This is a genomic window from Pseudarthrobacter sp. SSS035 (assembly GCF_023273875.1).
GTDB lineage: Bacteria > Actinomycetota > Actinomycetes > Actinomycetales > Micrococcaceae > Arthrobacter.
This window is the reverse complement of sequence record NZ_CP096882.1, coordinates 146840-168031: the sequence shown is the minus strand read 5'-3', so window position 1 is coordinate 168031 and position 21192 is coordinate 146840. Positions and strand designations below refer to the sequence as shown.

19 protein-coding genes are annotated in these 21192 nt (G+C 64.3%); 10 read left to right on the top strand and 9 right to left on the bottom strand.

Annotation, left to right across the window (positions count from 1 at the left end; genetic code table 11):
• The first annotated feature begins 48 nt into the window (after window positions 1–48).
• Window positions 49–3606, top strand: coding sequence for a DNA polymerase III subunit alpha (gene dnaE / locus MUN23_RS00780; RefSeq protein ID WP_248761651.1), 3558 nt, complete (start codon window positions 49–51; stop codon window positions 3604–3606).
• Window positions 3607–3616: 10 nt separating this feature from the next.
• Here the strand turns inward: dnaE and MUN23_RS00775 are convergent, their stop codons facing one another.
• A complete protein-coding gene (locus MUN23_RS00775) occupies window positions 3617–4114 on the bottom strand; it encodes a flavin reductase family protein (RefSeq protein WP_248761650.1) in 498 nt (165 codons plus the stop codon).
• 159 nt (window positions 4115–4273) lie between these two features.
• On the opposite strand from MUN23_RS00775, the gene MUN23_RS00770 reads away from it, so the two are divergent.
• From MUN23_RS00770 to nrdR, 3 genes are all read left to right on the top strand, one after another.
• A complete protein-coding gene (locus MUN23_RS00770) occupies window positions 4274–4807 on the top strand; it encodes a hypothetical protein (RefSeq protein WP_248761649.1) in 534 nt (177 codons plus the stop codon).
• Window positions 4808–4816: 9 nt separating this feature from the next.
• On the top strand, window positions 4817–6193 hold the full coding sequence (gene hisD, locus MUN23_RS00765; protein ID WP_248761648.1) for a histidinol dehydrogenase: 1377 nt from the start codon (window positions 4817–4819) through the stop codon (window positions 6191–6193).
• 152 nt (window positions 6194–6345) lie between these two features.
• Complete coding sequence (nrdR, locus tag MUN23_RS00760; protein WP_104063550.1) at window positions 6346–6852, top strand: transcriptional regulator NrdR; 507 nt, start codon at window positions 6346–6348, stop codon at window positions 6850–6852.
• A gap of 73 nt (window positions 6853–6925) precedes the next feature.
• Here nrdR and ppgK read toward each other — a convergent pair whose 3' ends face one another.
• Window positions 6926–7729, bottom strand: coding sequence for a polyphosphate--glucose phosphotransferase (ppgK, locus tag MUN23_RS00755; RefSeq protein ID WP_248761647.1), 804 nt, complete (start codon window positions 7727–7729; stop codon window positions 6926–6928).
• A 56-nt stretch (window positions 7730–7785) separates the two neighbouring features.
• Window positions 7786–8664: a type I methionyl aminopeptidase gene (map, locus tag MUN23_RS00750; protein ID WP_248761646.1), complete on the bottom strand. Its 879-nt coding sequence runs from the start codon at window positions 8662–8664 to the stop codon at window positions 7786–7788.
• 119 nt (window positions 8665–8783) lie between these two features.
• Here map and MUN23_RS00745 point away from each other — a divergent pair, with 119 nt between their 5' ends.
• Window positions 8784–8951: an SPOR domain-containing protein gene (locus tag MUN23_RS00745; protein ID WP_157768924.1), complete on the top strand. Its 168-nt coding sequence runs from the start codon at window positions 8784–8786 to the stop codon at window positions 8949–8951.
• A 51-nt stretch (window positions 8952–9002) separates the two neighbouring features.
• Here MUN23_RS00745 and panB read toward each other — a convergent pair whose 3' ends face one another.
• On the bottom strand, window positions 9003–9908 hold the full coding sequence (gene panB, locus MUN23_RS00740) for a 3-methyl-2-oxobutanoate hydroxymethyltransferase (protein WP_248761645.1): 906 nt from the start codon (window positions 9906–9908) through the stop codon (window positions 9003–9005).
• 264 nt (window positions 9909–10172) lie between these two features.
• Between panB and glnA (MUN23_RS00735) the strand changes: the two genes are divergently transcribed.
• The 4 genes from glnA (MUN23_RS00735) (at window position 10173) to MUN23_RS00720 (ending at window position 15568) form a co-directional block, all read left to right on the top strand.
• Window positions 10173–11513 (top strand): type I glutamate--ammonia ligase, encoded by a 1341-nt coding sequence (glnA, locus tag MUN23_RS00735; protein WP_248761644.1) that lies wholly within the window; start codon window positions 10173–10175, stop codon window positions 11511–11513.
• 6 nt (window positions 11514–11519) lie between these two features.
• On the top strand, window positions 11520–14531 hold the full coding sequence (locus MUN23_RS00730; RefSeq protein ID WP_248761643.1) for a bifunctional [glutamine synthetase] adenylyltransferase/[glutamine synthetase]-adenylyl-L-tyrosine phosphorylase: 3012 nt from the start codon (window positions 11520–11522) through the stop codon (window positions 14529–14531).
• 66 nt (window positions 14532–14597) lie between these two features.
• On the top strand, window positions 14598–15041 hold the full coding sequence (locus tag MUN23_RS00725; protein ID WP_248761642.1) for a VOC family protein: 444 nt from the start codon (window positions 14598–14600) through the stop codon (window positions 15039–15041).
• Entirely contained in the window at window positions 15038–15568 is a 531-nt protein-coding gene (locus MUN23_RS00720; RefSeq protein ID WP_248763949.1) for a GNAT family N-acetyltransferase, read from the top strand. Before MUN23_RS00725 ends, MUN23_RS00720 begins: the two co-directional genes overlap by 4 nt.
• A gap of 267 nt (window positions 15569–15835) precedes the next feature.
• Here the strand turns inward: MUN23_RS00720 and glnA (MUN23_RS00715) are convergent, their stop codons facing one another.
• Window positions 15836–17260: a type I glutamate--ammonia ligase gene (glnA, locus tag MUN23_RS00715; protein ID WP_248761641.1), complete on the bottom strand. Its 1425-nt coding sequence runs from the start codon at window positions 17258–17260 to the stop codon at window positions 15836–15838.
• A 284-nt stretch (window positions 17261–17544) separates the two neighbouring features.
• Between glnA (MUN23_RS00715) and MUN23_RS00710 the strand changes: the two genes are divergently transcribed.
• A complete protein-coding gene (locus MUN23_RS00710) occupies window positions 17545–17982 on the top strand; it encodes an RDD family protein (RefSeq protein WP_248761640.1) in 438 nt (145 codons plus the stop codon).
• 119 nt (window positions 17983–18101) lie between these two features.
• On the opposite strand, the gene MUN23_RS00705 is transcribed toward MUN23_RS00710, so the two are convergent.
• From MUN23_RS00705 to lipB, 4 genes are all read right to left on the bottom strand, one after another.
• The gene (locus MUN23_RS00705; RefSeq protein ID WP_248761639.1) at window positions 18102–18458 is read right to left on the bottom strand and encodes a DUF3817 domain-containing protein; all 357 of its coding nucleotides are present in this window, start codon (window positions 18456–18458) and stop codon (window positions 18102–18104) included.
• A gap of 99 nt (window positions 18459–18557) precedes the next feature.
• Complete coding sequence (locus MUN23_RS00700) at window positions 18558–19310, bottom strand: DUF4191 domain-containing protein (protein WP_058929358.1); 753 nt, start codon at window positions 19308–19310, stop codon at window positions 18558–18560.
• Window positions 19311–19396: 86 nt separating this feature from the next.
• On the bottom strand, window positions 19397–20404 hold the full coding sequence (gene lipA, locus MUN23_RS00695; protein ID WP_141140115.1) for a lipoyl synthase: 1008 nt from the start codon (window positions 20402–20404) through the stop codon (window positions 19397–19399).
• The gene (gene lipB, locus MUN23_RS00690; RefSeq protein ID WP_248761638.1) at window positions 20401–21069 is read right to left on the bottom strand and encodes a lipoyl(octanoyl) transferase LipB; all 669 of its coding nucleotides are present in this window, start codon (window positions 21067–21069) and stop codon (window positions 20401–20403) included. The genes lipA and lipB overlap by 4 nt, the downstream gene beginning before the upstream one ends.
• Between the last annotated feature and the right edge of the window lie 123 nt (window positions 21070–21192).

The following is a 21192-nucleotide window of genomic DNA, read 5'->3' as shown; positions in this document are numbered from 1 at the left end:
GCTGGGTCGCTGGGCCCTTGGCGGTCCGCCAGCGCTTAGAATGGTGCGGTGACTTCCAGCAATGCCTCGTTCGTCCATCTCCACAACCACACCGAATACTCCATGTTGGATGGCGCAGCCCGCCTGGGTGAGCTCTTCAACGAGACTGAACGCCTCGGGATGCCGGCCCTGGCCACCACCGACCACGGGTACCTTTTCGGGGCTTTCGATTTCTGGAAGCGCGCCACGGACCAGGGGATCAAGCCGATTATCGGCGTCGAAGCCTACGTCACCCCCGGCACCGCACGGACGGACAAAAGTCGTGTCCGCTGGGGCGAGGAACACCAGCGCAAGGACGACATCTCCGGCGGTGGCTCCTACACTCACATGACGCTGCTGAGCTATAACAACGTCGGCATGCGCAACCTCTTCCGGGCCTCGTCCATTGGCTCGCTGGACGCAGTCTTCGGCAAGTGGCCTCGTTTGGACCGTGAGCTCCTGAACACATACTCCGAAGGCCTGATCGCCACTACTGGCTGCCCGTCGGGGGAGGTCCAGACCCGGCTGCGGCTGGGCCAGTACCGCGAGGCCATGGAAGCCGCCTCGGAATTCCGTGACATTTTCGGTGCGGAGAACTATTTCTGCGAACTAATGGACCACGGCCTGGACATCGAACGCCGGGTCACGGGGGACCTACTGCGGCTGGCCAAGGACCTGAACCTGCCGCTGGTGGCCACCAACGACCTGCACTACACGCACGAACACGACGCCAAGGCGCACGAGGCCCTGCTTGCCATCCAGTCGGGTTCCACGCTGCTGGAGCCATCGTACGACAACGGCGGTTCCCGCTTCGCGTTCTCCGGCAGCGGCTACTACCTCAAATCCCCGCAGGAGATGCGGGAGCTGTTCAGGGACCACCCGGATGCTTGCGACAACACCCTGCTGATCGCCGAGCGCTGCGATGTCTCGTTCAACACCGGTGCTAACTACATGCCGCGGTTCCCTTGCCCGCCGGGCGAGGACGAGACATCCTGGCTGGTCAAGGAAGTTGCCACCGGACTGGAATACCGGTACCCGGGCGGTGTCCCGGACAAAGTCCGCACCCAGGCTGACTACGAGCTCGAAGTCATCACCTCCATGGGGTTCCCGGGTTACTTTCTGGTGGTGGCCGACTTCATCAACTGGGCGAAGAAGAACGGCATCCGCGTCGGTCCGGGCCGTGGCTCCGGAGCCGGCTCCATGGTGGCGTACGCCATGCGCATCACGGACCTGGATCCGCTCCTGCACGGCCTGATCTTTGAACGGTTCCTCAACCCGGACCGTGTGTCCATGCCTGACTTCGACGTTGACTTCGATGACCGTCGGCGGTCCGAGGTCATCGACTATGTGACCCGGAAATACGGCGACGAGCGCGTGGCCATGATTGTCACGTACGGCACCATCAAGACCAAGCAGGCGCTGAAGGACTCCTCCCGTGTGCTGGGATACCCGTTCAGCATGGGCGAGCAGCTGACCAAGGCGCTCCCGCCAGCCGTGATGGCCAAGGACATCCCGCTCGCCGACATCCAGAACAAGGACTCAAAGCGCTACAGCGAGGCCGGTGACTTCCGCCAGCTGATCGCAACTGATCCCGAGGCCGCCAAGGTCTTCGAGACGGCTCTCGGCATTGAGGGGCTGAAACGCCAGTGGGGCGTGCACGCCGCCGGCGTCATTATGTCCTCGGACCCGATCATCGATGTCATCCCGGTCATGCGGCGCATCCAGGACGGCCAGGTGATCACGCAGTTCGACTATCCCACCTGCGAGGGCCTGGGCCTGATCAAGATGGACTTCCTCGGCCTGCGGAACCTGACGATCATTTCCGACGCCCTGGAGAACATCAAGCTCAACCGCGGACTGGACCTGGACCTGGACAGCCTGGCCCTTGATGACGTGGCCTCGTATGAACTGCTGGCCCGGGGCGACACCCTGGGCGTGTTCCAGCTTGATGGCGGCCCCATGCGCTCACTGCTGAAGCTGATGAAGCCTGACAACTTCGAAGACATCTCCGCCGTGCTGGCGCTCTATCGTCCCGGTCCGATGGGCGCCAACGCGCACACCGACTATGCGTTGCGCAAAAACGGGATCCAAGAAGTCATTCCGATCCATCCCGAACTCAAGGAACCCCTTGCTGAAATCCTCGGCGGCACGTACGGCCTGATCGTCTATCAGGAGCAGGTGATGGCCGTGGCCCAGAAGCTCGCCGGCTATTCCCTCGGGCAGGCCGACATCCTGCGGCGCGCCATGGGTAAGAAGAAGAAATCCGAGCTGGACAAGCAGTTCGCAGGTTTCTCCCAGGGCATGCAGGACAACGGCTATTCCATGGCCGCCGTCAAGACCCTCTGGGACATCCTGCTGCCGTTCTCCGACTACGCCTTCAACAAGGCCCACTCCGCCGCCTACGGCGTGATCTCCTACTGGACCGCCTACCTGAAGGCGCACTTTGCGCCGGAGTACATGGCTGCCCTGCTGACGTCGGTCGGTGACGACAAGGACAAATCGGCCCTCTACCTCAACGAATGCCGGCGCATGGGAATCACCGTGCTGCCACCGGATGTGAACGAATCCGCGCTGAACTTCACCCCGGTGGGCACCGACATCCGCTTCGGCATGGGCGCCATCCGCAACGTTGGCGTCAACGCCGTCGAAGCCATGGTGGCCGCGCGCGAAAAGGAAGGGGCCTACACGTCCTTCAAGGACTACCTCATGAAGGTTCCCGCGGTGGTCTGCAACAAGCGGACCATTGAATCCCTGATCAAGGCCGGCGCCTTCGATTCCCTCAACCACCACCGGCGCGCGCTGGCGATGATCCATGAAGAGGCCATCGACTCAGTCATCACCCTCAAGCGAAACGAAGCGATCGGCCAGTTCGATCTCTTCGCCGGTTTCGAGGAGGCCGAGTCCGAAGCGTCGCTGAGCATTGAGATCCCCGACCTGCCGGAATGGGAGAAGAAGGACAAGCTCTCGTTTGAGCGCGACATGCTCGGCCTGTATGTTTCTGACCACCCGCTGCAGGGCCTGGAAGGACTCCTCAGCCAGCACGCGGACAAGTCCATCACGTCGATCATCGGCGAAGACGGGCCGCACGACGGCGCCATCATCACCATCTCCGGCATGATCACCTCGCTCAGCCGCAGGATCGCCAAGGCGAGTGGCAACGCCTATGCCCGTGCCGAAATCGAAGACCTCGGCGGCTCCATGGAGGTGATGTTCTTCGGCCAGGTGTACGGCCCCATCGCTTCGGTCCTTGCCGAGGACCTGATTGTGGTGGTCAAGGGCCGCCTGCAGCGGCGGGACGACGGGGCGATCGCTTTGAACTGTATGGAACTGTCCGTTCCGGACCTCAGTGAAGGAACCAACGGCCCCGTGCTCATTTCGATGCCTACCCATAAGGCCACCGAGGCTGTTGTCACCGAACTGGGCGATGTCCTGCGGAACCACCGGGGGAACTCGGAAGTCCGGCTGCACCTGCAGGGGGACACCCGGACGGAAGTCATGGGGCTGCCCGTCCATCTCCGGGTCAACCCCAGTCCGTCATTGTTCGGCGACCTGAAGGTGCTCCTGGGTCCAACCTGCCTGGATAACTAGGTTCCGGTAACTAGATCTCGTAGTCCAGCGGGACAGGCTGGCCATAGCCGCCGGCGTGGTACAGGAGCGGCGAACCGTCGTCGCCCACTTCGCCGGCCACAACTTCAACCACCACCACGGCATTGTTCTCGAAGGAGAGCCGCATCTGGATCTTGCCGATCAGCCAGCCGGCGACGTCTTTGAGGATCGGGACCTCGTGCGGGCCAACTTCCCAGTGGTCCCCGCCGAACCTGTCCTTGGTACGCGCGAAACGGTCCGCCAGCGCCTGGTTTTCCAGGCCCAGCATGTGGACGCCGAGGTGGGTGGCGTTGGCCACGGCGGGCCAGGAACTTGAACTGCGGGCCATGTTGAAAGTGAAACGCGGCGGCTGTGCGGACAGCGACGCCACGGACGTGGCGGTAAAGCCGTAGGGCTCGCCCTGGTAGTTCACGGTGATGATGGCGACCCCGGCAGCATGCCGCCGGAACATTTCCTTGAACGTGCCCTCGAACGGCGTTTTGTCTGTCATCTTGAGATTTGCTCCCTGAAAAGCAGGCTGAAATGGACTCTTCCTTAAGGGTATTAGTCCCCGCCGGACAGGGAGCAATCGCTTGACCCGGCACGTCATCTGTCCAGACTGCCCACGTCATCGGACCGGCCACACACAACATTTGTTAAGGTTTGTTTCATGAGAGAACACATCAGCCACCGGTCTTCCCGGCTGCCGTGGAAATGGTTTGCCGCTGCTGCCGCCGGTGGTGTTCCCGTCGGCCTGCTGTGGTGGCTGCTCGCCCCAGGGGGGATGAACCTGATCACGGGCAACCCCGCCCTGGCCGACGGGACCAATCCGGAGGTATGGCTGCTCAGGGACCTCACCCTGGCTGGGCTTTGTGTGTTTGCAGGGTGCCTGGTGGCTGTCTTCCTGACCGATAAAGGCGGCAGCGATGCGCAGGTGGCCTTCCTCCTGGGCCTGGCCGGCGGGCTGGGCGGCGCCCTGATCGCGTGGCTGACCGGCGTGCTTGCGGGCCAGCTGTGGGGCGGCCCCGCAGATACGTCTGTCAATGCCAGCGTCGCGTTCTCGCTCCGGTCCCTGCCGGTGCTGATCCTGTGGCCGGCCGCGACTGCCACGTCCGTGTTTGTCCTGAGCCTGATAAACCTGCTCAGGAGCGGGCCGGGGAGTGCAGGCACGCCGGTAGCCGAAGGCACTGCGCCCGGCGCGTAAAATGGACCGGTGACCATTTCTCCTGAACTTCCTGCCACCTCGCCTGCCGCCGCCGTCACCTTCCGGACGGTCGACCTTCGAGGCAGGGGCCTGACACTTGCCGGTTTGCGCGCCGCTGTTCCCCGCGCCCGGCAGCACACTATGGCGGATGCGGAACAGAAGGTGGTGGACATCATCAAAGCCGTCCGCGAGGACGGCTTCTCAGCCCTCAGCGACCTGGCACTCCGTTTCGACGGCGTCCAGCAGGTCCACCCCCGCGTCCCGGCAGCGTCGATGGCCCGGGCGCTGGCGGAGCTGGATCCGGCGGTACGCAGCGCGCTGGAAGAATCCATCAGCCGGGCCCGGCGCTTTGCGGACGGGCAGCGGCCGCGGGATCTCGACGTCGAACTCGGCGACGGTGCGCTGGTGAGCCAGAACTGGGTGCCGGTATCAAGGGTCGGCCTGTACGTCCCCGGTGGCCTCGCCGTCTACCCGTCGTCCGTCATCATGAATGTCGTCCCGGCGCTGGCTGCGGGAGTGCAGTCCATCGCCCTGGCATCGCCGCCGCAGAAAGATTTCGGCGGCCTCCCGCACCCCACCATCCTCGCGGCAGCGGCCCTGCTCGGCATCGACGAGGTCTACGCCATCGGCGGGGCCCAGGCCATCGCTGCGTTCGCCTACGGTGTGCCGGCACATGACGCCGGGCCGGCGCTGGAGCCTGTTGATGTAGTCACGGGTCCGGGGAACATTTTTGTGGCTACGGCGAAGCGCCTGGTCAAGGGTGTGGTGGGAATCGATTCCGAGGCGGGGACCACCGAAATCGCCATCCTGGCTGATGCAACGGCGCAACCTGCTCTGGTGGCGGCAGACCTGATCAGCCAGGCCGAGCACGACCCCCAGGCAGCTTCCGTGCTCATCACGGACTCGGAGGACCTGGCCGCGGCAGTCCGCACCGAACTGGACCGGCAGGCGGCCGGCACCAAGCACTCCGCGCGTGTATGCGAGGCGCTGTCCGGCCCGCAGTCGGGAGTTGTCCTGGTGGAGGACCTGGCACAGGGCATCGCCGCCTGCGACGCCTACGCCGCTGAACACCTTGAAATCATGACCGCCGACGCGCCGGCGGTAGCTGCCCGGATCCGGAACGCCGGGGCGATTTTTGTGGGGGACTACAGCCCTGTCAGCCTGGGCGACTACTGCGCCGGCTCCAACCACGTCCTGCCCACCAGCGGGACCGCGGCGTTTTCCTCCGGACTGAACGTCACCACGTTCCTGCGCGCCATCCAGGTCATCAACTACAGCCGGGCCGCGCTGCAGGAAGTCAGCGGCCACATCGTGAGCCTGTCCGGTGCCGAGGACCTGCCGGCGCACGGTGAGGCGGTCACGGCACGCTTCCGCGAGGCCAACTGACGCAGCAGGCCTCGCGGGGCCGGCTGCGGGCACCACTACATGCGGTAATTACAGGATTGTTATTCCGCTACATGTAGTCGTAAACTGAGAGGCGGAGAGGTCCGCCGGGGCCGGAAACATCGGCGCCGGCAGACATCGAGGGAGGGGACACCATGTACTGTCCATTTTGCCGCAATCCTGACTCCCGTGTTGTGGACAGCCGCATGGCAGATGACGGCTCGGCCATCCGCCGCCGCCGGCAGTGCCCGGAATGCGGCCGCAGGTTCACCACCGTGGAAACCACCAGCCTTTCGGTGATCAAACGCTCCGGAGTGGGCGAACCCTTCAGCCGCAGCAAGGTCATCAACGGCGTGCGCAAGGCATGCCAGGGCCGGCCGGTCAGCGAAGACGACCTGGCGCTCCTTGCCCAGGAGGTGGAGGAGCAGATCCGTGCCTCAGGCGCGGCCGAGATCGACGCCCATGAAGTCGGCCTGATCATCCTTGGTCCGCTGCAGAAGCTTGACCAGGTGGCCTACCTGCGTTTTGCCAGCGTGTACCAGGCCTTCGAATCCCTTGAGGACTTCGAGACCGCCATTGCCCTGCTCCGCCACGAGTCCGTGGAAGAAGGCACGCAACCCGCGGCGGCGCCCGCGAAGAGCTCCGAAAAGAGCCCCCTGTAAGCTCCGGTGGTGGCCGCGGAGGGGAAGCCGCCACCACCGGCACCGGCTGCCCCTCGGCGCCGGTCAGCCACCGCTATTTTGTGAGCTTGTGCTTAATGGCAATTTCGACGGCGGCACCGACGATCCCGGCCTCATTCTTGAGTTCGGCAGGCACAATCGGGGTGCGCAGTTTCATGTGCGGCAGGTATTCGTCTGCACGCTTGGAGATGCCACCGCCCACGATGAACAGCTCGGGCGAGAACAGGAACTCGACGTGCGAGAAGTAGCGCTGCAGCAGCACGCTGTATTCCTCCCAGCTCAGTCCGTCCCTTTCGCGGGCCACGGCTGAGGCTTTGCTTTCGGCGTCAAAGCCGTCGATCTCCAGGTGCCCCAGTTCTGCGTTGGGGACCAGGCGGCCATCGAAGATGAATGCTGAGCCGATTCCGGTGCCCAGGGTGATCACCAGGACAGTGCCATCCACCCCCTGACCCGCACCAAACCGGGCCTCCGCCAGCCCGGCGGCGTCGGCGTCGTTAATGACCTCCACCGGGCGGCCAAGGCGTGCGGTCAGCAATGCATCAATGTCGGTTTGGAGCCAGGTCTTGTCCACATTGGCCGCCGAATGGACCACGCCATGCTGGATGATGCCGGGGAAGGTGACGCCCACGGGCGAATCCGCGGCCGGAGCCTCCGGGCGGCTTGAAAGCTCGGCAACCACCTGCGCCACGACGTCGGCTACGGCCTCAGGGGTGGCGGGCTGGGGCGTAGCCACGCGGAACCGCTCACCCAGCAGCTTGCCTTTTTTCAGGTCGACAATGCCGCCCTTGATTCCCGTACCGCCGATGTCAATGCCGATCAGCGGGGCGTTCTTGTGCGACTTCTCGTCCTTCTTGGCCAATGTTGTTCCGTTCGTGGCAGGGCGGCAGGTCGGCCGGGCGGCTGACCGGAAAAATTTCAGGGGAGCGTGAGGATTTCGGCGCCGGATTCTGTCACCAGCAGTGTGTGCTCAAACTGGGCGGTCCGCTTGTGGTCGCGGGTGACAACTGTCCAGTCGTCCTCCCACATGTCCCATTCGATGGTGCCGAGGGTCAGCATGGGTTCGATGGTGAACACCATGCCGGCCTCGATGACTGTGTTGTAGGCCGGCGCCGCATCGTAGTGCGGGATGATCAGGCCCGTATGGAACGCTTCGCCCACGCCGTGGCCCGTGAAGTCCCGCACGACGCCGTAGCCGAAACGCTTGGCGTAGGACTGGATGGCCCGGCCGATCACGTTGATCTCCCGGCCGGGAGCCACGGCTTTGATGGCCCGGTTGAGGGATTCCCGGGTGCGCTCCACCAGCAGGCGGGACTCGTCGTCGACGTCGCCCACCAGGAAGGTGTGGTTCGTGTCGCCGTGGACTCCGTTGATAAAAGCGGTGATGTCGATGTTGAGGATGTCGCCGTCCTGGACCACGGTGCTGTCCGGGATGCCGTGGCAGATCACTTCATTCAGCGACGAGCACAGGGACTTCGGGAACCCGCGGTAGCCAAGCGTGGACGGGTAGGCCTTGTGTTCCAGCAGGAATTCGTGACCCACCTTGTCCAACTGGTCGGTGGTAACGCCGGGCCTGATGTGCTTGCCCACCTCAACGATGGCCTGTGCGGCGATCCGGCTGGCGATCCGGATTTTCTCAACGGTCTCGGCGGATTTGATCTCGGAGCCGGTGAACTTGGCCGGGCCGGGCTTGCCTACGTATTCCGGGCGCGGGATGGACGCGGGAACGGGGAGCTGCGGGCTGACGGTTCCGCGGGTAAGGGTGCCGGTGGGTGCAGTCGAGGCTAGGGAAGGCATAGATTGATCATATAAGGCACCGCATTAGGCCAAGTAACTGGAAGCCCCAAGCTGTCCGCATCCACGTTTAAGTTACGTGGATCACGGCAGGGCCTGGCCAGCTGGAACGAGGAGGACCGATGACTGAGTACTGGTACAACGTGAACACCCACGAGGTGGAAGAGGACGCCCTCTCAGACTGGAGCCAGCTGATCGGCCCCTACAAAACGCGGGAAGAGGCCGAACACGCCCTCGAAAAAGTCCGGGCCCGCAACGACGCGTGGGAGAAGCAGGACGACCAAGACTGACGCGCGAGGGGCCTCTGGCGAGCTTGGGGAGCTTGGGGAGCGCGTCAGTCGCTAGAAGGAGTGCTCCGGTCCGGGGAACTGACCTGTCCGGACGTCGTCGCCGTACGCCTTCGCCGCGTCACTGAGGGTGGTGCGCAGGTCGGCATACTGTTTGACGAACTTCGCCATCTTGCCGCCGCGGAACCCGGCCATGTCCTGCCACACCAGCACTTGCCCCGTGGTGGCCTTGCCGGCGCCGATCCCCACCGTCGGCACACTGACCGCCGCGTCAACGGCGGCCGCAGTGTCCGCCGGAACCATTTCCATCAGGACGGCGAACGCCCCCGCCTCCACCAGCGCCACGGCGTCGTCAATCAATCGCTGGGCGTCATCCCCGCGGCCCTGGACCCGGTATCCGCCCAGCGCGTGTTCACTCTGGGGGGTGAAGCCGATATGGGCCATCACCGGGACGCCGGCCTGGACCATGGCCCGGACGGTTTCCGCGTAGTATTTTCCGCCCTCGATCTTGACGGCATGGGCCAGCCCCTCCTTGAGGAACCGGACACCTGTTTCCACACCCTGCTGCGCCGAGACTTCATAACTGCCGAACGGCAGGTCTGCCACCACCAGGGCCCGCTTGGCGGACCGCGCCACGGCGCGGCAGAGGGGCAGGAGTTCATCCACCGTGACCGGCAGGCTGGTCTCGTTGCCGAATACGTTGTTGGACGCCGAGTCGCCTACCAGGAGGACCTCGATGCCGGCCTGGTCGAAGATCTCCGCGCTGTACTGCTCGTAGGCGGTCAGCATGGCGAAGCGTTTGCCGTCCCGCTTGGCCTGCTGCAGGTGGTGGATACGCACCCTGGGTGCGGGCTTCGCGTTCACTTCCGACGACGGCGGCTGCACCGGTGCAGGTCCGTTTCCGTAAGGTGCGTGTACTTCAGCGGACGCGCTTGACTCAGAGCTATTGGTTGAGGCCATGGCAAGAGCGTAATGCGGCAGCAGCAGTCCTAGCCACCGCAGACGGGCCGGCGGACCGTGATCCGCGTCATATTCACGTGCCCGCCAAGGGCATTTTTGCCACCTGTGGGCGCGGCCGTCAATGGTTGCTGTGTAAACGCTGTGTTACGTGCGGCGCCGTCGCCCGCATTGGAGCCGATTGCTTAGTAAAGTGATGGTGAACTGCTGCCGGCTGCCGCTTCCGCGGACCCGGGGCATGAACGATTGACCGGAGAAGAGGCCATCATGGACCGCCAGCAAGAGTTTGTCCTGCGCACAATCGAGGAGCGCGACGTACGGTTCGTACGTTTGTGGTTCACCGACGTCGTAGGTTCACTCAAATCTGTGGCACTTGCCCCGGCCGAGGTTGAAGGTGCGTTTGAGGAAGGGCTCGGTTTCGACGGTTCAGCCATCGAGGGCCTGGCACGCGTTTTTGAGTCGGACATGCTGGCGCAGCCGGATCCGTCCACGTTCCAGATCCTGCCCTGGCGTGGCGAGACCGAACAGACCTCGCGTATGTTCTGCGACATCCTGACTCCGGACGGCGAACCGTCGGCCGCGGATCCGCGCAATGTCCTCAAGCGCACGCTGGCCAAGGCCGCGGACATGGGGTTCACCTGCTACACGCACCCGGAGATCGAGTTCTACCTCCTCAAGTCCCAGCAGCCCGGGCCCGACGGTGCTCCGATCCCCGTTGACGAGGGCGGCTACTTCGATCACGTTCCCGGAGGCGTGGCGCAGGATTTCCGCCGCACGGCCGTGACCATGCTGGAATCCGTGGGCATTTCGGTTGAGTTCAGCCACCATGAAGCCGGTCCCGGCCAGAACGAGATCGACCTGCGCTACGCGGACGCCCTGCAGACCGCGGACAACATCATGACGTTCCGCACGGTGATTAAGGAAGTGGCCCTCCAGCAGGGAACCTACGCCACGTTTATGCCCAAGCCTTTCACCGACCACCCCGGCTCCGGGATGCACACCCACTTCTCGCTGTTCGAGGGCGACACCAACGCTTTTTACGAGGCGGGCGCCGAATTCCAGCTTTCCAAGACGGCCCGCCAGTTCATCGCAGGCATCCTGAAGCACGCTCCCGAGTTCACGGCCGTGACCAACCAGTTCGTAAACTCCTACAAGAGGCTCTGGGGTGGCGGCGAAGCGCCAAGCTACCTCAGCTGGGGCCACAACAACCGTTCGGCGCTGGTCCGGGTCCCGCTGTACAAGCCCGGCAAGGGCCAGTCGGCCCGCATCGAATACCGCGGCATTGATTCGGCAGCGAACCCCTACCTTGCCTACGCCGTCCTCCTGGGGGCCGGGCTTAAGGGGATCGAAGAAGGCTACGACCTGCCCGCCGCAGCAGAGGACGACGTCTGGTCACTGAGCTCCGCCGAGCGCCGTGCCATGGGCCACGACCCCCTGCCCGCCAGCCTTCACGATGCCATCCGGTCCATGGAGGACTCCGAACTGATGCCCCAGATCCTCGGCGAGCAGGTCTTCGAGCACTTCCTGCGCAACAAACGTGCCGAATGGCAGGACTACCGGCTCCAGGTGACGCCCTACGAGCTGCAGCGCAACCTCGGCATTCTCTAGGCGGCGGTGAGCCTCGCACGCCGCCTCATCTCAGCCGGCTTCAGCGACCTGGAGAAGGGTGAGCGGTTCCTTGCTGCCCCGGAACTGGACGGCCTGGACCCGGACAGGATTTTCGCCGGCCTGCAAATGGCCGCCAATCCTGACACCGCACTGCAGTCACTGGTGCGGCTGATCGAAAAGCACCCCGGTCTCCGGGAGCTCGCCGCGGCCGATCCGGAGGTCAGCGAGCCGCTCTACCGGGTGCTCGGGGCCTCCGAAGCGCTGGGGGAATTCCTCATCCGGCACCCTGAGCACCTGGACGCCTTCGACGTCACGGCCAGTCCCGAGCCACTTCAGGCAGACCCGGAACAACTCCGCTCTGTCCTCCTGAAATCCGTCCGCGCGGATCCCGGGTCAGTACGGCCCGTGGCGGGAATGACCGGAGCCGACGCCTATGCCGCGCTGCGGTCGGCCTACCGCCGCGGGGTGGTGGACCTGGCGGTCAAGGACATGTGCGCTGCTGACCCGCTGGACTTTATGCCCGCCGTCGGAGCTGAACTCGCTGACCTGGCAGGGGCCGCGATCGAGGCTGCGCTGGCAGTTTCCCGTGCCGAGGCTGCTGAGCAGTTCAGCGCCGGGGAGGTGGCCGCCGTTGGCCTGGCCGTCATCGGGATGGGCAAATGCGGAGCGCGGGAACTGAACTATATTTCCGACGTCGACGTCATCTACGTGATCGACGCCGGCGACCTGGACGACGCCCGTGCCAGTACTATCGGCACAGCCTTGGCCACCGGTATTTCCCGGGCGATCTCCTCCGTGGCACGTGAACCCGGCCTCTGGGAAGTGGACGCCAACCTGCGGCCGGAAGGCAAGTCCGGCCCACTGGTCCGAACTTTGGCCTCACACGAAAGCTACTACGCCCGCTGGGCAGAGAGCTGGGAATTCCAGGCGCTCCTGAAGGCTCGGACCATCGCCGGTGACAAGGACCTGGGGGAACGCTACGAAAAAGCCGTGGCCCCATTGATCTGGAGCTCCGCGGGCCGCGAAGGGTTCGTGGAGTCCGTGCAGGCGATGCGCCGAAGGGTTACCGAGCACATCCCGGCGGCGGAGGAGCAGCGGCAGATCAAACTCGGCCGGGGCGGCCTAAGGGACGTGGAGTTCACCGTGCAGCTGCTCCAGCTGGTGCACGGAAAATCCGACGAAACCATTCGGCGCAGGGATACCACCGCAGCAATAGCGGCACTCTCAGCCGGAGGCTACATCGGCAGGTCCGACGCCGCCGCCTTCGATCACGCGTACCGCTACCTTCGGCTCCTGGAACACCGCATCCAGCTGTTCCAGCTCCGGCGGACACACTTGATGCCCGTTAGCGAAGCGGCACAGCGCGCCCTCGCAAAGGCAGTGCTTAGCCCCTTCTCCAATGACAGGCCGCCGCCGGCTTCGCTGCTGGCCACCTGGCAGAAGACCAAACGCTCTGTCCGCGAACTGCACGAACGTATCTTCTACCGTCCGCTGCTTAACACCGCTGCCAAACTCAGCAGCGAGGACGCCAGGCTGACGCCGGAGGCCGCCCAGGGCCGCCTCGCCGCGCTGGGCTATCGTGACCCACGGGGCGCCATGCGGCATATCGAGGCACTCACCGCCGGTGTCAGCCGGCGGGCAGCCCTGCAACGCCAGCTGCTGCCCGTCCTGCTGGACTGGCTCGCCGAAGGTGTTGATCCCGACGCCGGGCTGCTCGCGTTCCGGCGCGTCAGTGAGGCCCTTGGCACCACCCACTGGTATCTGGGTATGCTCCGGGATTCCACAGCGGCAGCTGAACGGCTATGCAACGTGCTCTCGAACTCACGCCTGATTGCGGATCTTTTGGAGGTTTCGCCGGAGTCGGTGGCGTGGCTGGGCACCAACAAAGACCTCGTGCCGCTGGGCTTCGAAGCCCAGTGGCAGGAGATCACGTCCAAAATGTCGCGCCACTCGGACCCGGAAAACGCCATCAGGCTGATCAGGCTCATTAGGCGCCGGGAGATCCTCCGGATCGCGATCGCCGATTCTGCCGGGCTTCTCAACCAGGACCAGGTGGGCGCGGCGCTGGCTGACACCGATCGGGCAGCGGTGCTGGGCGCGCTGCGCGTGGCCGAAGGCATCGTCTCTGCCGCAGGCCCGCTCAAGACCGCGATATTGGTGGTGGCCATGGGCCGCCAGGGCGGCCGCGAGATCGGCTACGGCTCCGACGCCGACGTCATGTACGTGCACCGCGCGTTGCCGGGCTATACGGACGAGGAAGCGCAGGATCAGGCGGCCCGGATTGTCGCCAAGGTCTCCAGCCTGCTCACGCAGCCGCTCAAGCCGGCCATCATGGCCGAACGGGTGCTGCAGATGGACGCGGATCTTCGGCCCGAGGGCAAAAACGGGGCCATGGTCCGCTCGCTCGATTCGTTCGCCGAATATTACCGGCGGTGGTCGTTGATCTGGGAAGCGCAGGCGCTGCTGCGTGCCCGGCCCATGGCGGGCGACGATGCCCTGGCCGAGGACTTCCTGGCCCTCATCGACCCCATCAGGTACCCGGAGGCGATTTCGGAGCAGGACGTACGGGAGGTTCGCAGGGTCAAAGCGCGGGTGGAAGCGGAGCGGTTGCCGCGCGGGGCGGATCCGGCACGCCACGTGAAGCTTGGCCGCGGAGGACTGAGCGACGTCGAGTGGCTGGTGCAGCTCCTTCAGCTCCAGCACGCGGCCAAGCACCCGGAACTGCGGACCACGTCAACGGTGGAGGCCCTGGAAGCGGCGGCTTCACTGGACCTGCTCACCGGGCCTGACGCGAAGCTGCTGGCCGACGCGTGGCGGCTCGCCAGCCGGATCCGGTCCGCCAACGTCATTTGGAGCGGCAGGGCGTCGGACACGCTGCCGTCCGCCCGCGGGGACCTTGAGGCGGTGGCCCGCTGGTGCGGCTACGAACCTGGCAACGCGGCCGCCCTGGAAGAGGACTACCTCCGCCTGAGCCGGCGGGCCCGTGCGGTGTTCGAGAAAGCCTTCTACGGCCATTAGCGGCTGCCTGAGGTTCTCCCGGAAGGCAGCAGACAGGTGCCGCGGTGCGGTGCTAGGTTGGGGGCCATGGCTACGCAAATCTACCTGAACCTGCCCGTGAAGGATCTGAAGCGGTCCGTCGATTTCTTTGCCGCCCTTGGCTTCTCCTTTAATCCGGACTACACCGATGAAAACGCGACCTGCATGATCATCAACGACAACGCGTTTGTGATGCTCCTCGTGGAGGGTTTCTTCAAGACGTTCACCTCCCGGGACGTGGCCGATGCCACCAGTTCCACCGAGGCCATCACGGCCTTTTCGGTGGACAGCAAGGAGGCCGTGGACGAAACGGTACGCAAGGCGCTGGCCGCCGGCGGCACCCCGTCCCAGGAGGTCCAGGACTACGGCTTTATGTACAACCACAGTTTCCAGGACCCGGACGGCCACCTGTGGGAAGTCATGTGGATGGACCCTGCCGGCCCATCGGCCGAGGGCGGGGCTCCCGCCGGGTCCGACGGACAGCCGACCTGAAAACCCGGGTTGATTCCGTCTGGCTCATTGCCCTGGATGACCTCGACGCTGATGCCCTTGCCATCCAGCTGGGAGAGGTGGCCAACCTTGAGCTGGGCCCGGGACAAGACAGCTTCGTTGGTGACCCGCTCCGCATGGTCCTGGCGGGACTGGAGGAGGATTCGCGGTTCCCTTATGTCGTGGAGGCCGCGGGCTACGCTGTGGGCGTGCTGACCCTCCAGGCCGGTGCCGCGCGCCTGGCGGGCTGGCCGGACGAGGATTCGGCCTGGCTGTTGCGCGGTTTCCTGGTCGACAGGCGCCACCAGGGGCAAGGCCTCGGGCCGCTGGCGGCAACGTCCGCGGTGGAGGCGGCTGCGAAACTGACCGCCAGGCGCGGAACCCACGAGGCCGGCGTCGTGCTTTCCGTCAACGAAGCCAATCCGGCCGGGTTGTCCGCGTACAGGACCGCCGGCTTTGTGGACCAGGGGCAGTACCTGGGCGGCAGTTCCGGACCGCAACGGACCATGTACCGGAGCTTCACGGGATAATTCGTCCAGACACGGCGGCCGGGCATTGCCTCCGGCTCCACATTGATCGATCATGTGGATTGGCGGTGTTCTTCAAACCTTGTTGGGGGGAAGGCTTGAAAAGTCTTCGTCTCGGGGAGCACATGTCAGGGGGCTGGCTTCTGGTCTCAGCACGTCTGGAGTCAGCCCCCACCTTAGGGACAAAAAAGTCCGCCCGGACTGCAGCATTGACGCTGGCAGCCCGGGCGGACTTTTTGGCGGACTGAACGGGTTCAGCCGCGGATCTGGCTAGACGCCGTAGTAGAGCTCGAACTCGTACGGGTTCGGGCGCAGGGACAGCGGGCGGATCTCGTACTCGTACTTGTATTCGATCCAGGTGTCGATCAGGTCCTGGGTGAACACGCCACCGGCCTGCAGGAACTCGTTGTCCTCGCGCAGGGCCTCCAGTGCCTCTTCCAGCGAGCCCGGAGCCTTCGGGATGTCCTTGGCTTCCTCAGCGGGCAGCTCGTAAAGGTCCTTGTCGATCGGAGCCGGCGGTTCGATGCGGTTGCGGATGCCGTCAATGCCGGCCATCAGCTGGGCAGCGAAGGCCAGGTACGGGTTGGACGAGGGGTCCGGAGCGCGGAACTCAATGCGCTTGGCCTTGGGGTTGGAACCCGTGATGGGGATACGGATACCGGCGGAGCGGTTGCCCTGCGAGTACACCATGTTGACCGGAGCTTCAAAGCCCTTGACCAGGCGGCGGTAGGAGTTCACCGTCGGGTTGGTGAAGGCGAGGACGGCCGAGGAGTGCTTTAGCAGGCCGCCGATGTACCAGCGGGCCATGTCGGACAGGCCGGCGTAGCCCTTTTCGTCGTAGAACAGCGGCTCGCCGTTGGTCCACAGCGACTGGTGGCAGTGCATGCCCGAACCGTTGTCGCCAAAGACCGGCTTCGGCATGAAGGTCACGGACTTGCCCCAGGCGTCGGCCGTGTTCTTGACGACGTACTTGAACTTCTGCAGGTCATCTGCGGCGTGGGTCAGGGTGGTGAACTTGTAGTTGATTTCAGCCTGGCCGGCGGAGCCTACCTCGTGGTGGCTGCGCTCGACCTCGAGGCCGGCCTCGTCCAGGGCGATGCACATGGCGTCGCGGAGGTCAGCCTGCTTGTCGGTGGGGGAAACCGGGAAGTAGCCGCCCTTGATGGGGGTCTTGTAGCCGAGGTTTCCGCCGTCTTCTTCGCGGCCGGTGTTCCAGTGTGCTTCTTCGGAGTCGATCTTGTAGAAGCTGCCCTCGGGGGAGGACTGGTACTGGACGTTATCGAAGACGAAGAATTCGGCTTCCGGAGCAAAGAACGCGGTGTCGGCGATGCCAGTGGAGGCGAGGTAGGCCTCAGCCTTTTCGGCCACGCCGCGGGGGTCGCGGTGGTAAGGGTCTCCGGTGCGGGGGTTCACGATGGAGAAGTTCAGCGCAAGGGTCTTCTCCATGCGGAAGGTGTCCAGGAATGCGGTGGTGACGTCCGGGATCAGCTGCATGTCGGATTCGGCGATGCCCTGGAATCCGCGGATGGAGGAACCATCGAAGAGCTGGCCGTTGACGAAGAAGTCCGCGTCGACGCTCTTTGCCGGCACGTTGAAGTGCTGCTGCACACCCGGGAGATCGGTGAAGCGGATATCGACGAATTTAATATCTTCGTCCTTGATGAACTTGAGGACTTCGTCCGCAGTCTTGAACATCTATGCTCCTTACGCATATGTAATATCTGGCTGGCAAGCCAACTGATCCAGCGCAATCCGAAGGGCAGGGAAACCAAGTTTCCCTGCTTGGGAGGTATTGCTTGAAACTGCTATCAGCCTATGGACACGTCATTTCCCGTCAGTGTCCACATTGTTTCGGGCAGGTTACAGAATGCCCTGTTCAGGTTACAGAATTGTCCTGATCAGGTAACGCTATCCGGTGTCCGTAGTGTGGTCCAACGGTTTCCACTCTGTGGTCGGCGGTGAGTCGGTAAGCTTGGACGGTGGTAGATCGCAATGACATTGGCTCCTGGCTCGGCGGACCGGACACGTCCGGCATCTCAAAGTACCCGGGGGAGCGCCTGGGATTGCCCGAATCCGGTTCCGGCTCCATCGCCAGGGCGGGCAGGCGCATCCTCGCCATCGTCCTTGACTGGGGGATTGCCCTGCTGATCAGCAATTTTGCCTTCGGCGGTGACTCCTGGGCTACGTTGGCGATTTTCGCCGCGGAACAGATGCTGCTTGTGGGCACCCTCGGTTACAGCATCGGCCACCGCGTTGCCGGGATCCAGGTGCTGCAACTGGGCGGCGGGCCCGCGGGCCCGATGGCCGCCGTGGTGAGGTCAGTGCTGCTGTGCCTGGTGATTCCCGCCGTAATTTTCGATCCGGACCAGCGGGGACTGCACGACAAGGCCATGAATACCATCCTCGTGCGGCGCTAGCAGTAATCGGGAACCCGGCCGTGCCGGTTCGCCGGCACCTGACGCCCCGAACACCTGACAGCCCCGAACACCTGACGCCCCCGAACACCTGACAGCCCCGAACACGGGGCAGTGAGCCGTCAGACCCCCGCTGTTTCCTTTGTCCCGGCAGGAACGGCCGTGCCTGGCGTCAGGTAGCCGCGCTTTCCGGCCCAGCGTTCGAACGCGACAGTGGCGAACGGGAACACCGCAGACAGTCCCGCGAACAGGGCCACAACGAAGGGCCACCGCTGGAGCCGCCAGAGCGCGAGGGCGGCGATGCCGTACCCGACAAACAGCGCACCATGGATAGGGCCGGCGATCTCCACACCGAGTTCGGTGGTCTTGGCGATCCACTTGTAGTACATGCCAGCCAGCAGGGCAGCCCAGCTGAAGGCTTCGGCTACAGCCAGGATGCGGAAGGCGCGGATAACAAGGGTTCTCACGGGAATCGTCATGTAGCTATTTCCAATCAATGTGCCCGCCTGTTCGGCGGCGTTCGGCAGACAAAAACCGCCCTGGTTCCGGCAAGCCGGTACCAGGGCGGTTCAAGGGTCTTAGCGTCCGCGGTTGGGGCGCGCTTTGTAGGGGTCGATTCCCTTAGGAATCGGGAGGCGGTTGCCCAGCGAGGAAATGCGCTTGGAGACGGCATTCACCTCAAGCTTGGTCAGTTCGTTCTTGAGCTTGCCCATCTTCTTGGCTACCTGGCTGATGGGAACCTGGCCCTCGCCCTTGCCGCTTTCGATCATGTGGACCGTGACGTTCGGGAGGATGCGTGCAAGGCGCTTGCGCTCGGCGTCGAGCATTGGCTTGACGCGGATGGTGGGGCCTTCGCTGACGAGGACGACGCCGGGACGGCCGACGGCGCGGAACACGGCGTCCTGCGTGCGCGGGTTTACGGCGACCGGCTGGTCCTCGGTGATCCAGCCGCGCTTCAGCGTGCCCAGTGCCGCGCCGGAGGCTCCGGGCTGGTTCTCGATCTGGGCGAACGCGGCACGTTCGGCGCGACGCGAAAGGATCAGGGTGGCGCCGAGGAGGCCCAGCGGAATACCGATGAGCAGGCCGGTGATCCAGTTCTCCAGCCAAAAACCCACCAGGAAGCTGACAGCCACAACACCCAGGAACACCAGCAGCATCAGCCACGGGACCATGGGGTCATGACGGCGGGTCATGTTAAAGACTTCGCCGATCTGCTTGAGCCGGCTGGGCTTCTTGACCTTTGCTTCTTTTGGCTTGCGCGAGAAGAGGCCACGCTTCGGGGCGTCAGAGGCCGCCGGAGTGCTGTTACTGGAATCAGGGGAGTTCGCCATAGTTCCTCAATTCTACGTGATTTATGCCTGAGGGCCGGACGCCGGAGAATGTCCGGTGCCGGCCCTCAGGGATAGCAAACTACGGCTCAGGCGCGGGCGGCCAGCAGTGAGCTGGCTTCCTGGCGGGTGCTGCCGGAGGACTCGATGTGGGCGAGTTCGGCGGGGATTTCCCAGCCCTTCTTGCGCATCGCGGTGGCCCAGAGCCGGCCGGCCCGGTAGGAGGAACGGACCAGCGGGCCACTCATGACCCCCAGGAAGCCGATCTCGTTGGCCTCGTCCTGGAGGTCCACGAACTCCTGCGGCTTGACCCACCGGTCCACCGGCAGGTGCCGTTCGGAGGGGCGCAGGTACTGGGTGATGGTGATCAGGTCACACCCGGCCTCGTGCAGGTCGCGCAGGGCTTCGGAGATCTCCTCGCGGGTCTCGCCCATGCCCAGGATCAGGTTGGACTTGGTCACCATGCCCAGCTTGCGGCCCTGGGTGATGACATCCAGGGACCGGTCGTACCGGAACGCGGGCCGGATGCGCTTGAAAATCCGGGGCACGGTCTCGACGTTGTGCGCGAAGACCTCCGGCTTGGAATCACAGATCGCCGCGATGTGCTCGGGCTTGCCGGAGAAGTCAGGGATCAGCAGTTCGACCCCGGTGCCCGGGTTCAGCTCGTGGATCTTCCGGACCGTCTCGGCGTACAGCCACACGCCCTCATCGGCCAGATCATCCCGGGCCACCCCGGTGACCGTGGCGTAGCGCAGCTGCATGGCCAGGACCGACCGGGCCACCTTCGTGGGCTCGAACATGTCCACCGGGGACGGCTTGCCCGTGTCGATCTGGCAGAAATCACAGCGCCGGGTGCATTCGGACCCGCCGATCAGGAACGTGGCTTCCTTGTCTTCCCAACACTCAAAAATGTTCGGGCAGCCGGCCTCCTCACACACCGTGTGCAGGCCTTCCTTCTTGACCAGGTTCTTGAGCTGGACATACTCCGGCCCCATCTGGACCTTCGCCTTGATCCACTCCGGCTTCCGCTCCACAGGTACTGCAGAGTTGCGCTGCTCAACGCGCAGCAGCTTCCGGCCTTCTGGTGCCAGTGTCACAGGAGTGCTCCCTCAGGGATTGAAACGAGTGCTTCTTCGTGCTTGCGAAATTCTTCCACGAACCGGTCCGCGATATCGCTCGGGGCGATGTTCCTGCCGGTTTCGATGGACATTGTGGTGACGCTGGCGTCGGTGATGCCACAGGCGATGATCTGGGCATAGGGCGCCAGATCATTGTTGCAGTTAATGGCGACGCCGTGCATTGTGACCCCGTCCAGGACGCGGATGCCGATTGCTGCAATCTTCCGGTCCGGGCCCTTGCTGTCAGCCGTGATCCACACGCCGGCGCGTCCCTTGATGCGCTCAGCGGTGATGCCATAGTCAGCCATAACGGCGATCATGACCTCTTCGAGCCGCTCAACGTAGTCTCGGATGCCTGACCGGTTCTTCAGCTTGAGGATCGGATACGCGATCAGCTGGCCGGGGCCATGCCAGGTCAGCTTTCCGCCGCGGTCCACCGCCACTACGGGCGTGCCGTCCAACGGGCGCTCGTGCTCGTCGGTGAGCTTGCCCGCTGTATAGACGGCGGCATGTTCAAGGATGAGGACGGTGCTGGGCGCTTCGGCTGCGACGACCTTGCTGTGGATCCCGCGCTGCAGATCCCAGCCGCGCGTGTAGTCAACGAAGTCCGGGGCGAGACCCACCTGTGAAAACTCAAGAGTCATGCCGTCAAGCTTAGACCCCGATCCGCGAGGGGTCCGGTTATAGTGTCGGACCTCTCATGCACTGACTCGTGCGTTGTCGGATCCAGTGGGCCTGTGGATAACTTCTGCAGGCATTCCGGGATT